Genomic DNA, 11,802 nt, shown 5'->3' on the forward strand with positions numbered 1-11,802 from the left:
CGCGTCCCCGCGCCTGACCCTGCCGCCGTCCCGGAACAGCCCGGCGCCTCCGCGGCGATGGATCCGGAGCGGTACTGGAAGGAGCACGTCTACCAGGGCGGCGCGCGGCAGCTCACCGTGCGCGCCATCATCGCCGGGATGCTCATTGGCGCGGTGATGTGTCTGTCCAACCTCTACGTCGTCCTCAAGACGGGGTGGAGCCTGGGCGTCACCATCACCGCGTGCATCCTGGGCTTCGCGGTGTTCGGCACGCTGCGCTCGCTCAAGCTGCTGACGAAGGAGTTCACCGACCTGGAGAACAACGCCATGGGCTCCGTGGCGTCCGCGGCGGGCTACATGACGGGCGGCGGCAACATGGCCGCGGTGCCCGCGCTGCTGATGCTCACCGGCACGCTGCCGTCCTCGGGCTGGCTGATGGTGTGGTTCGGCGTCATCTCCGCGCTGGGCGTCTTCGCGGCCATCCCCATCAAGCGCCAGCTCATCAACATCGAAGCGCTCCCGTTCCCCACCGGCACCGCCACCGCGGAGACCATCCGCGCCCTGCACGGCCACGGCGACGTGGCCCGCCAGAAGTCGCGGCTGCTGGGGCTCGCGGGGCTCGTGGGCGCGCTGCTGGTGCTGGTGCGCGACGCGCGCTTCACCTGGCTGAAGAACCTGCCGGAGAAGATGAGCCTGCCGTTCAACATCATGGGTCGCGAGGCCGGCAAGTGGTCGCTGTCGTTCGACTTCAGCCTGCTGCTCATTGGCGCGGGCGCGCTCGTGAGCTTCCGCACCGGCTGGTCCATGCTGCTGGGCGCCTTCCTCACCTACGGCTTCCTCGCGCCGGAGATGGTCTCCCGCGGCGTCATCCCGGAGGTGACGTACAAGGCCATCAACGGCTGGGCGTTGTGGACGGGCGCCGCGGTGCTGGTGTCGTCGGGCCTCCTGTCGTTCGCCTTCCAGTGGAAGAGCGTGGTGCGCTCCTTCTCCGCGCTGAGCGGGCTCCTGGGCCGCCAGCCGCAAGAGGGCACGCGCGAGGATCCGCTGGCGGAAATCGAGTGCCCCCCGGCCTGGTTCCCCCTGGGCTTCGTGCTGCTGGGCCCGGTGGCCGTCTTCCTGATGGCGTACCTGTTCCAGATTCCGTGGTGGGCCGGCGTGCTCGCGCTGCCGCTGGCGGTGGTGATGGGCGTCATCGCGTCGCGCGTGACGGGGGAGACGGACACCACGCCCACCAAGGCGCTGGGCCCCGTCACCCAGCTCATCTTCGGCGCGCTCGCCCCGGGCAACCTCTCCGCCAACATCATGAGCGCCAACGCCACGGGCGGCGTGGGACTGCACTCCGCGGACCTGCTCACGGACCTGAAGTCCGGGTGGCTCCTGGGCGCGGCGCCCCGTCAGCAGTTCTACGCGCAGCTGTTCGGCGTGGTCGCGGGCTCGGTCGTCATCGTCCCCGTCTTCAACCTGCTGGTGCCGTCCGCGGACGTGCTGGGCACGGAGCAGTTCCCCGCGCCCGCGGCCATGGTGTGGGCTGGCGTGTCCAAGATGCTCGCCTCCGGCGTGGCCGCGCTGCACCCCACCGCGCGCGTGGGCGCCCTGTGCGGGATGCTCCTGGGCGTGACGCTGGTGCTGCTGGAGCGGTGGGCCCCGCCGAAGGCGAAGGCCTTCATCCCCACGGCGTCGGGCCTGGGGCTGGCCATCGTCATCCCCGGCTCCAGCTCCATCAGCCTCTTCGTGGGCGCGGCGCTGGCCGCGCTGCTGCGCCGGGTGAAGCCGAAGCTCGCGGACGACGCGGTGCTGCCCGTCAGCTCCGGCTTCATCGCGGGCGAGAGCCTCCTGGGCATCGCCATCGCGATGGTGAAGGCCTTCGGCTTCATGCCGAAGTAGCGCGGCTCCTTCAGTCCACCTTGCTGGTGGCCCAGGACACGCCCGCGACGAAGCGGAAGGTGGGCGTGTCGAAGCCCGCCCCCACGCCCGGGCCGCCCATCACATACAGGTCCAGGCTGGACAGGGCATGGCGGCGGATGGCGATGAGCAGCTCCGCCCCCATTCGGCCCCCGTCGAGCGGCACGCCCACCAGCGCGCTCACCTCGCCGCGCGTCAGGTCGCCCCCCCGCGACGTCACCGTGGCGCCCAGGCGCAGCTCATTGCTCACCACGTCGCCCGCGTCAAAGGACACCGGCTGCAGGTCGTGGCGCTTGCGAAGGAACACGCCCGCCTCGCCCCCCACCTGGAAGCCTTCGCCCACGTAGCCCAATTGCAGACGCGGCTGCCACGCGTAGTCCTCGTGCGCCTGCGCCGTGCGGCTGCCCACCGGCAGGCCCGCCGTCAGCTCCACGGCCACGTTGAGCGGGGCGCCGTGCGTCTGGCGCAGCAGGGCTGCGCGCGCGCTCAGCCAGGGCGTGGCGAGCCCCCCCGTGCGGGGCGGTGCATAGCTCAACGTCGGCTTTCCCCCCTGCGTCAGGATGAAGGGCAGCTCCGCCCCCACGTCCAGCCACGACAGCACGCCGAAGCCCAGCGTCAGGTGCGCGGTCATCTTGTTCTCGACCAGGCCCGTGCCGTCCCCCGGCTCCCAGCGCGTCTGGAAGTGCAGGGGCAGGTGCTCGTAGTGGTAGTTCAACCCCACCCGCAGCTGGCCCGGCGCCAGCGTCCGTCCCGTCCCCACCACCAGCGAGCCCAGCGCCGACGCGTCCAGTCGCAGCCGCTGAAGGTCGAACATGGGCAGCGGCTGCTTGGGGCCGCTTTCCAGGGCCTGCGCGGGGAGGGGCAGGGTGAACAGCGCCGCGGCGGCTGCGGCGAGCACGGTGGCCGGACGGAACACGGGACAACTCCTGAGACGAAAGGACGCGAGGCGCGGACTCTAGTCGGAGTCCCCCAGCCCGAAAATCATGCAGCCGGTGCGCCGGAATTCATTTCCAGGCGCAACGATTCGCACATCCTCAAAGGCCGCGAGTCAGGCCGGGCCGGCCGCCAGGTCCTGCAATTCCTGCCATCTCGCATAGAGCCGGTCCACTTCAGCGCTGGCGGCTTCCAGCGCCTGCTGGAGCTCGGCCGCCTTGGCCCCGTTGCTGTAGACGTTCGGGTCGGCGAGCTGGGCCTCCAGGCCCGCCTTGCGCTTCTCGGCGGCCTCGATGGTGGCCTCCATGCCGTCCAGTTCGCGCTGGTCCTTGTAGGAGAGCTTCACCGTCTTCTTCGGTGCTGCCTTGGCGACGGGCTCCTGGCGGGGAGGTTCGTCCTTCCGGGCCTCGTCCTTCTTCTTCTGCTGAGTGGCCTTGAGGGCGGCGGCCTGGGACTGCTCGCGCAGCCGCTTGTACATGTCGTAGTTGCCCTCGTAGCGGGTGACCTTGCCGTTGCCGTCGAAGCTGAGGATGGCGGTGGCCACCTTGTCGAGGAAGTACCGGTCGTGCGTCACGAGCAGCGTGCTGCCGGCGAAGTCCAGCAGCAGCCGTTCCAGGATGTTGAGGGTGACGATGTCCAGGTCGTTGGTGGGCTCGTCCAGCACCAGCACGTTGGCGCCCTCCAGGAACAGCCGCGCCAGCAAGAGCCGGTTGCGCTCGCCGCCGGACAACGCGCCCACCTTCATGCGCTGCATGGGCACCGGGAAGAGCAGGTCCTCCAGGTAGTCGCGCAGGGCCACCCGGCGGTCCGCCAGCTCCACGTGGTCCTCGCCGTTGGAGGCCGCGTCGTACACCGTCTGTTCGGGGTCCAGCTGGGCGCGCTGCTGGTCGTAGTAGGCGACCTTGGTGTTCTTCCCGATGACGAGCTTCCCGTCGTCCGCGGGGATTTCGCCCAGCATCACGCGCAGGAAGGTCGTCTTGCCCACGCCGTTGGGCCCGAGGAAGCCCACGCGCTCGCCGCGCTGGAGGCGGAAGTCCACGCCGTCCAGCACCTTGCGCTCGCCAAAGGACTTCTTGAGCCCCTCGGCCTCGATGACGGTGTGGCCCAGCCGGGGCGCCGCCACCACGCGCAGATCCGCCACCTTGGGGCGCTGGAAGCCCTTCTCCGCCAGCAGCTTCTGGGCCCGCTCGATGCGCGCCTTGCTCTTGGTGCGCCGTGCCTCCGGGCCCTTACGCAGCCACGCCACTTCCTGGGCAATCCAGCGTCCGCGCTTGTGCTCCGCCGTCTCCGCGTTCTCCTGCGCGACCAGCTTCTGCTCCACGTAGGCCGCGTAGTTGCCGGGGTAGGAGACGAGGCCGCCGCCGGGCTGGATCTCCACGATGCGGTCCACCAGGTCGTCCAGGAAGTAGCGGTCGTGCGTCACGAGCAGCAGGGCGCCGGGCAGCTTGTCCAGCTCGTCCTCCAGCCAGTCCACCGTGTCCGCGTCCAGGTGGTTGGTGGGCTCGTCCAGGAGCAGCAGGTCCGGGCGCGTGAGCAGCGCGCGGGCAATGGCCACGCGCTTGCGCAGGCCGCCCGACAGCTGCGCCACCGGCCGGTCCCAGTCCTTCACGCCCAGCCTGTCGAGCAGCATCTTCGCGTGGTGCTCCGTGTCCCAGCCGCCCGCCTGTTCAATGCGGTCGCTGAGCACGGACAGCTGCTCCAGCATCTTCTGGGTGGCGTGGGCGGGGTCCGCCTCCAGCTTGCGCGACAGCTCCGCGTGCGCGTCCAGGGCTGCCTTGAGCGGGGCCTGGGACACGGCGAGCTCGCTCTGCACCGTGGCGCCTTCGGCGAACTCCGGCTCCTGGGGCAGGTAGGTGACGCGGGCGCCCCGGCGCAGCTGCAACTCGCCCAGGTCCGGCTTCGCGGCGCCGGCGAGAATCTTCATCAGCGAGGACTTGCCGGAGCCGTTGACGCCCACGAGGCCCACGCGCTCGCCCTCCTCGATGGTGAAGGTGAGGCCCTCGAAGACGGTCCGGCTGCCGAAGGCGAGCTGGACATTGGCGGCACGGAGCAGCGTCACGGAAGAAGACCTCCTTGAAAGGGATGCGAAAGCGAAAGGGCGCCCCCCACTTGAGCGGGGAGCGCCCTTGCTACTGCCAGAGCGGCGTCAGGGAAGCCCGGACTACTTGCGGGCGGCCTGGTCCGCAGCCTGCTTCTCCTTGTACGTCGCCATCAGGGCCTCGGCCTCGTTCTTCGGCACCTGCGAGTACCTGGCGAACTCCATCGTGAACTCGCCCTTGCCCTGGGTCGCGGAGCGCAGGTCGGTGGAGTAGCCGAACATCGTGTTGAGCGGCACCTCGGCCACGGCCGTGAGGTAGCCCTCGGCCGTCTCCGTGTTGAGGATGGTGCCACGGCGCTGGTTCAACTGGCCGACGACGGAGCCCTGGAACTCCTCCGGCGCGCTGACCTCCACCTTCATGACGGGCTCCAGGATGATGGGCTTCGCGGAGGCGTAGCCCTCGCGGAAGCCCATGATGGCGGCCGTCTTGAACGCGTTTTCAGACGAGTCGACCGCGTGGAAGGCGCCGTCGTTGATGACCACGCGCAGACCCACCACGGGGAAGCCGATGAGGCTGCCCTTCTTCACGGCCTCGGCGAAGCCCTTGTCGCACGCGGGGATGAACTCGCGCGGGATGGAGCCACCGACGATGTCGTCCACGAACTCGTACTGCTGCACGGCGTCCGAGGGCAGGGGCTCCACGTAGCCGCACACGCGCGCGAACTGACCGGAACCACCGGTCTGCTTCTTGTGCGTGTAGGCGAACTCGCCCTTCTGGCTGATGGTCTCGCGGTACGCCACCTGCGGCTTGCCGGCCTTCACTTCGCAGTCGTACTCGCGCTTCATGCGCTCGATGTAGATTTCCAGGTGGAGCTCACCCATGCCGCGGATGATGGTCTGCCCGGACTCTTCGTCGCGCGACACGCGGAAGGTGGGATCTTCCTTGTTGAAGCGGTTGAGCGCCTTGGAGAAGTTGGTCGACTTGGTGCGGTCCTTCGGCTCCACGGCCAGCGAGATGACGGCGTCCGGAACGAACATGGACGTCATCGTGTAGTTCACGGTGCCGTCGGTGAACGTGTCGCCCGACGCGCACTCGATGCCGAACAGCGCGACGATGTCGCCCGCGGTGGCCTCGTTCACGTCGTTCATCTGGCTGGAGTGCATGCGCACGATGCGCGGCACCTTGACCTTCTTCTGGTTCACCTGGTTGACGATGAAGTCGCCCTTGGTGACGCGGCCCTGGTAGATGCGCATGTACGTGAGCTGCCCGTACCGGCCGTCCTCCAGCTTGAACGCCAGACCGACGAAGGGCTTCTCCGGATCCGACTCCAGGATGATCTTGGCCTCGTTGTTCTTCTGGTCGAGGGCCTCGTTGGTCGCTTCCTTGGGGTTCGGCAGGTAGCTGCACACCGCGTCGAGCAGCAGCTGCACGCCCTTGTTCTTGTACGCGGAGCCGCACATCACCGGCGTCATCTTCAGCGCGATGGTGGCGCGGCGGACGGCCTCACGCAGCTGCTTCTCCGTGATGGAGTCCGGGTCGGTGAGGAACGCCTCGCCCAGCGTGTCGTCCACGTTGGCGACGCCTTCGATCATCTCCGCGCGGCGCAGCTCGGCCTCGTCCTTCATGTCCGCGGGGATGGCCTCTTCGCGGATGTTCTCGCCGTTCTCGCCGTCGAAGTAGTACGCCTTCATCGACAGCAGGTCGATGAGGCCCTGGAAGCGGTCCTCCGCGCCGATGGGGTACTGGAGGCGCACCGCGTGGTGGCCCAGCTTCTCCTTCAGCTGCAGGGCAACGCGGTCGTAGTTCGCGCCCGCGCGGTCCATCTTGTTGATGAACGCGATGCGCGGAACCTTGTAGCGCTTCATCTGGCGGTCCACCGTGATGGACTGCGACTGCACGCCCGACACCGAGCAGAGCACCAGGATGGCACCGTCGAGAACGCGGAGCGCGCGCTCCACCTCGATGGTGAAGTCCACGTGTCCCGGCGTGTCGATGAGGTTGATGTTGTAGTCGCCCCACATCGCGTACGTGGCGGCGGACTGGATGGTGATGCCCTTCTCACGCTCCAGGTCCATCGAGTCCATGATCGCGCCCACGCCGTCCTTGCCGCGGACCTCGTGGATCTCGTGGATCTTGCCCGTGTAGAACAGGATGCGCTCGGAGAGCGTCGTCTTGCCCGAGTCGATGTGGGCAGAGATACCGATGTTACGAATCTTCTCGATGGTTGCGCTGGTGGCCACGATCCGGTCCTTCTTCTATTGAAAAAATTGCCTGAGGGAACAGAGCAGGCGGGGCCCTTACTTCCCACAGGACTCAGTTACCAGACAAATCCGCATGACGCGGGGCGTACATCCGCCTACGTTCCGGCGTCCCGTTCCGACTGAGGCTTCATAACAATGAGTGCGAGCGAAAACTTCTCCCTGGCCCGCGCCTGGCTGCGCGCCTTCAACGCCCACGACGTGACGGCCCTGGTGGCGCTGTACGCGGAGGATGCAACGCATACCTCGCCCAAGATTCGCGTCCTGCATCCGGAGACGGGGGGGCGCCTGGTGGGCCGGCCGGCCCTGGAGCGGTGGTGGAAGGACGCCATCGCCCGGCTGCCGGGCCTGCGGTACGAGGAGACGGCCCTCACGGCGGATGGGGACCGGGTGTTCATGGAGTACCTGCGCCACGCCCCCAACGAAGCGCCGCTGCCGGTGGCGGAGGTATTGGACATCCGGGGGGGCCTCATCGTCGCCTCGCGCGTCTACCACGGATAAGGTGCCCCCCATGGCGAACCCCATCAGCTTCGACCGGGACTTCGGTTACCTGCTGCCCTTCATGGACAAGGTGGCGTCAGCGGCGTCGGAGCTGCCGGACGCCTCCGCGCGCCAGGAGCTGGTGCAGCTCATGGCGGAGGAGAAGCTGCGCTGGGAGCGGATCCGCTCGCTGTTGCAGGGGGCCCCGGGCCGGGGCGCCTCCGCCGCGTCCTCCCGCGAGGCCGCGCGGCTTCCCACCGACGCCCCCCCGCTGGCCCGGGTGTCCGCGGACGGGGTGAACCGGGTGGCCCGGCGCGAGGCGGGCTTCACGGTGGGCAGCCTCAAGAACTCGCGCTGAAGCGGCGGCGGTGGATCAGGCGCTGCTGACGCGCACCTGGTCCAACGCGTCGTAGGTGGCGGCCTTGTAGGCCTCCGACAGCGTCGGGTAGTTGAAGCAGGTCTCCACGAAGAGCTGCGCGGTGGAGCCGGTGAGCAGCGCGGTGAGCCCCACGTGCACCAGCTCCGAGGCCTGCTCGCCCAGCACGTGCACGCCCATCAGCTTCAGGTCGTCGCGGTGGAAGAGCAGCTTCAAGAGGCCCTGCTGGTCGCCGATGATCTGCCCGCGCGGATTGGTGTTGAAGGTGGCGCGGCCGACGACGTAGGGGACGCCGCGCGCGCGCAGGGTCTCCTCGGTGTCGCCCGCCATGGACACCTCCGGGATGGTGTAGATGCCGTAGGGCAGGATGGGCGTGAGGGTGCGCTTGCCCGGACCGAAGGCGTGCTCCACCGCGATGCGGGCCTGCTCCATGGACGTGGAGGCCAGGGCCGGGAAGCCGATGACGTCCCCCACCGCGTAGATGTGCGGCACGGACGTCTGGTATGCGAGCCCCACTTCAATCTGCCCGCGCTTGCCCTGCTTCACGCCCAGCGCCTCGATGCCCAGGCTGCCGGTGTTCGCGGTGCGGCCGGAGGCCACCAGCACCTGGTCCGCCTCCAGCACCTCGCCCGTGGACAGCTTCAGGCGGATGGGCTCGTCGTGGGACTCGGGGACGTGCGCGGTCTCCACCACCTGGCCCAGGCGCAGCCGGACGCCCAGCGTCTCCATGCAGTCGCGCAGGAGCTGGCCCACCTCCACGTCGAGGAAGGACAAGAGTTCATTCTTCACCTCCACGAGCGTCACCGGGATGCCGAGCGCGGCGAACATGCACGCGTACTCGCAGCCGATGACGCCGCCGCCCACCACGACGAGCGTGCGGGGCAGGGTGGTGATGTCGAGGATCTCATCCGAGTCGTGCACGCGCGGATCGCCGAAGGGGTACAGCGGCGGGCGGTAGGGCGACGAGCCCGTGGCGATGAGGACGGTGGACGCGGCGAGCGTCGCCACCGTGGCGCCGTCGTGGGTCACCTTCACGGTGTGCGCGTCCACGAAGGAGCCGGAGCCCTGGAACACCGTCACGCCGTGGCGCTGGAGGTTGCGGTGGATGCGCTCGCGCTCCATCTGCTTCACGCGGCGCTCGCGGAAGAGGAAGTCGGAGACGGTGGCCTCGTGGCGCAGCGTGGCGTCCACGCTGTAGAGGCCGCGCGCCTTGAAGCCGGACAGGTGCAGCGCTGTCTCCCGGAGCGTCTTGGAGGGGAGGGTGCCGGTGTTGGCCGCGGTGCCGCCGAGCACCGGCTCACGCTCCACCACCGCCACGCGCTTGCCCGCGAGCGAGGCCTGCACCGCGCCCCATTCTCCGGCCGGTCCGGAGCCGATGACCACCAGGTCGAAGTCCGCCATGGGCCGCACCCTATCCCTTCCACGGTGCGGCGCTACACCGGGATGTCGGCCCCGTGAGACACGGGCCGGGTCCGGACGTCCCTCAGGCGTCCTCGGTCTCCAGAGCCGTGGGGGGCGCGACGACGGCGGGCGCCCGGCCGGTGTAGTGCAGCTTCTCGCGGACCTCCGCGTCGGTGAGCAGCCGGAAGCCGCCCTCGGGCAGGTCGCCCAGGGTGATGTCGCCCACCGCCTCCCGGTGGAGCGCGCGGGCGGGCAGGCCCACGGCGCCCAGCATCCGCTTCACCTGGTGGTGGCGCCCTTCCGTGAGCGTCACCTCCACCGTGTGCTCGTCGCGCACGCGCACGACGGCGGGGCGGGCGGGGCCGTCATCCAACGGCATGCCCTCGCGCAGGGGCGCCACGCGCTCCTCGTCCGCGGTGCTGAACACCGTGGCCACGTAGCGCTTGGGCAGCAGCGTCTCCGGCGAGGTGACGTGGGCCACCAGCTTGTCGTCGTTGGTGAAGAGCAGCAGGCCCGTGGTGTCCACGTCCAGCCGGCCCACCGCGTGCCACGTGTACGAGGCGAGCTCCGTGGGCAGTTGGGGCAGGAGGACCTCGAAGACGGTGCCCGTGCGGTGCTGGCGCGCGGTGGAGGACAGCACGCCCGCGGGCTTGTGGAAGGCGAGCACGAGCGTGGGCGCGACCTTGCGCACCGGCAGGCCGTCCACCTTCAGCACGGCGTCCGGCGGCACGGGGCTCAGGTGCGTCTTCACCACGTGGCCGTTGATGCTCACCCGGCCCGCCTTGATGGCGGCCTCCGCCTCCTTCTGGGGCATCGCGCCCGCGCGGGCGAGCGCCCGGGACAGCCAGTCCGGCTTCTCCTTGCCCTCCCAGCGGTTGGGACGGGGAGGGGACTTCGGGGGCCGTTCGGGCTTGCGAGGCATGGGCGCGGCACTGTACCCGCGCGGGGCGGCTCCGCGTTGGGGTTACTTCCGGGTGGGCTCGTCCGGATCCTCGCCCTCGGCGGAGCCAGGCGTCCTGCCGGGCTCGTCGCCGTTGGCCATGCGGTGGGGCTCCTCCTCGAGCCCGCCGTCCTCGGCCGTCATGGGCGTGCGGCCGGGCTCCTCGGGAAGCCCGTCGCGGGACGGCGCCTGCTTGGAGGAGGGGCCGGGCTCGTTGCCCCCCACGACCATCGGCTCATAGGGCATGTGGTTCACGCGGTGCTCCTCCTGGCAGGGGTACTCCTGGCGGCGCTTCCCCGAAAGGTAGCGACGCTCCGGCGTCCTGCCGCGCCCGGCCGGGGCGTCCTCCTGCCTGCTCAGTCGTCGGCCTCGGGGGCGCCGTCCCCGGAAGGGAAGTTCTTCCGCACGGTGTGCAGCGCGGCCAGCCACAGCCGGGCCTCGTTGCGCGTGAGGCGCGAGCGGCGCAGGGGCGCGAACAGGTCCCTCACCGCCGTGCGCCCGGGCTGTTCGTCCACGAGGAAGCCGCCGGAGGCCAACAGCGTCTCCAGCGTGGCCTCCACCCGCGCCAGCTCCGCGTCCGTGGCGGCCAGCGGCAGGGGCCCGGGCGGCGGCGCGCTGCCGGCGAGCACCGCCATCCGTACCTCATAGGCGTAGAGCAGCACCGCCTGCGCCAGGTTGATGGACGGCTGCTCCGGCGCGGTGGGCACCGCGGACAGGTCGTGGCAGCGCTCCACCTCCGCGTTGGTGAGCCCACTGCGCTCATCCCCGAAGACGAGCGCCACCGGCCCCTGGGCGGCCCTCGCCACCAGCTCCTCCCCCACGGCGCGGGGCGACAGGCGGCGCTTGCCCTCCACCTTGCGCGAGCTGGTGCCCACGACCCAGACGCAGTCGGACACCGCCGCCTCCAGCGTGTCCGGCCGCTTCACACCCTCCAGCAGGTCCTCCGCGTGCACCGCGAGGCGTCGCGCCGGCCCCAGGTCCTCCGCCTCGGGCGTGACCCAGGCCCAGTCGGACAGGCCGCAGTTCTTCAGGGCGCGCGCGGCGGCTCCCAGGTTCTCCGCGTTGCGCGGGCGCATGAGGACGAATCGGACGGGCAGCACCATGGGGTGCGTTCTACCGCCCCGCCTCCCGCGTGGGGGCCCCAGTTGACCGCCGAGCCGTTCCACCGCCAGTCTGCACGGCGAAATCCCGCGTCCCGCGCGCGTCCGAGGCCACCTGGGTGTGGCCGCCCGGACACCCTGCGGGCCCGCGGACGCGCATGGGGGAGCGCCGGCACGTGGTCGCCGGGCCGCACTTCCCGTGCGCCTCCGAGACGCGCCACGCACGGCACGCGGAATGAAATCGGTCCCGCCGCCACCCCCTGGAGGAAACATGTCCCCGCAGTCCGCTGTCCCGCCGAAGCCCCCGCGCGCACCCCGTGCCCGCTGGCTGCTGTCGGCGTTCCTGGTGAGCGCGCTGCTCGCCGGCTGCAAGCAGGAACCCGCGGCCCCCACG

10 protein-coding genes are annotated in these 11,802 nt (G+C 70.2%); 3 read left to right on the forward strand and 7 right to left on the reverse strand.

The window, feature by feature from the left end; genetic code table 11:
• Window positions 1–57: 57 nt before the first annotated feature.
• Entirely contained in the window at window positions 58–1,863 is a 1,806-nt protein-coding gene (locus D7V93_RS26020) for an OPT family oligopeptide transporter (protein ID WP_120645965.1), read from the forward strand.
• Window positions 1,864–1,873: 10 nt separating this feature from the next.
• Here the strand turns inward: D7V93_RS26020 and D7V93_RS26025 are convergent, their stop codons facing one another.
• The 3 genes from D7V93_RS26025 to fusA all read right to left on the reverse strand — a co-directional run bounded on the left by D7V93_RS26025 (window position 1,874) and on the right by fusA (window position 7,093).
• Complete coding sequence (locus D7V93_RS26025) at window positions 1,874–2,797, reverse strand: flagellar motor protein MotB (protein WP_120645966.1); 924 nt, start codon at window positions 2,795–2,797, stop codon at window positions 1,874–1,876.
• A 132-nt stretch (window positions 2,798–2,929) separates the two neighbouring features.
• Window positions 2,930–4,873 carry an ABC transporter ATP-binding protein gene (locus D7V93_RS26030; protein WP_120645967.1) on the reverse strand — a complete coding sequence of 648 codons (1,944 nt, stop codon included), beginning with the start codon at window positions 4,871–4,873 and terminating at the stop codon, window positions 2,930–2,932.
• Between the two features lie 102 nt (window positions 4,874–4,975).
• Window positions 4,976–7,093 carry an elongation factor G gene (fusA, locus tag D7V93_RS26035; protein ID WP_120645968.1) on the reverse strand — a complete coding sequence of 706 codons (2,118 nt, stop codon included), beginning with the start codon at window positions 7,091–7,093 and terminating at the stop codon, window positions 4,976–4,978.
• 156 nt (window positions 7,094–7,249) lie between these two features.
• Here fusA and D7V93_RS26040 point away from each other — a divergent pair, with 156 nt between their 5' ends.
• Window positions 7,250–7,612 carry a nuclear transport factor 2 family protein gene (locus D7V93_RS26040; RefSeq protein ID WP_120629226.1) on the forward strand — a complete coding sequence of 121 codons (363 nt, stop codon included), beginning with the start codon at window positions 7,250–7,252 and terminating at the stop codon, window positions 7,610–7,612.
• 10 nt (window positions 7,613–7,622) lie between these two features.
• Window positions 7,623–7,949, forward strand: coding sequence for an encapsulin nanocompartment cargo ferric reductase EncD (gene encD, locus D7V93_RS26045; protein ID WP_120645969.1), 327 nt, complete (start codon window positions 7,623–7,625; stop codon window positions 7,947–7,949).
• Window positions 7,950–7,964: 15 nt separating this feature from the next.
• On the opposite strand, the gene sthA is transcribed toward encD, so the two are convergent.
• The 4 genes from sthA to D7V93_RS26065 form a co-directional block, all read right to left on the reverse strand.
• Complete coding sequence (gene sthA, locus D7V93_RS26050; RefSeq protein ID WP_120645970.1) at window positions 7,965–9,368, reverse strand: Si-specific NAD(P)(+) transhydrogenase; 1,404 nt, start codon at window positions 9,366–9,368, stop codon at window positions 7,965–7,967.
• An 82-nt stretch (window positions 9,369–9,450) separates the two neighbouring features.
• A complete protein-coding gene (locus D7V93_RS26055; RefSeq protein WP_120645971.1) occupies window positions 9,451–10,290 on the reverse strand; it encodes a pseudouridine synthase in 840 nt (279 codons plus the stop codon).
• Window positions 10,291–10,332: 42 nt separating this feature from the next.
• Window positions 10,333–10,554, reverse strand: coding sequence for a hypothetical protein (locus tag D7V93_RS26060; RefSeq protein ID WP_120645973.1), 222 nt, complete (start codon window positions 10,552–10,554; stop codon window positions 10,333–10,335).
• 110 nt (window positions 10,555–10,664) lie between these two features.
• Window positions 10,665–11,411, reverse strand: a complete 747-nt coding sequence (locus D7V93_RS26065; protein ID WP_120645972.1) for an RNA methyltransferase — start codon at window positions 11,409–11,411, stop codon at window positions 10,665–10,667.
• Window positions 11,412–11,802 lie beyond the last annotated feature (391 nt).

It is taken from the genome of Corallococcus llansteffanensis (assembly GCF_003612055.1).
Classification (GTDB): domain Bacteria; phylum Myxococcota; class Myxococcia; order Myxococcales; family Myxococcaceae; genus Corallococcus; species Corallococcus llansteffanensis.

Excerpts from the sequence above, each read along its gene's own strand:
- D7V93_RS26020 (WP_120645965.1), top strand. The coding sequence starts at position 58 with ATGGATCCGGAGCGGTACTGGAAGGAGCACGTCTACCAGGGCGGCGCG.
- D7V93_RS26040 (WP_120629226.1), top strand. The coding sequence starts at position 7,250 with ATGAGTGCGAGCGAAAACTTCTCCCTGGCCCGCGCCTGGCTGCGCGCC.
- encD (WP_120645969.1), top strand. The coding sequence starts at position 7,623 with ATGGCGAACCCCATCAGCTTCGACCGGGACTTCGGTTACCTGCTGCCC.
- sthA (WP_120645970.1), bottom strand. The coding sequence starts at position 9,368 with ATGGCGGACTTCGACCTGGTGGTCATCGGCTCCGGACCGGCCGGAGAA.
- D7V93_RS26055 (WP_120645971.1), bottom strand. The coding sequence starts at position 10,290 with ATGCCTCGCAAGCCCGAACGGCCCCCGAAGTCCCCTCCCCGTCCCAAC.
- D7V93_RS26060 (WP_120645973.1), bottom strand. The coding sequence starts at position 10,554 with ATGCCCTATGAGCCGATGGTCGTGGGGGGCAACGAGCCCGGCCCCTCC.
- D7V93_RS26065 (WP_120645972.1), bottom strand. The coding sequence starts at position 11,411 with ATGGTGCTGCCCGTCCGATTCGTCCTCATGCGCCCGCGCAACGCGGAG.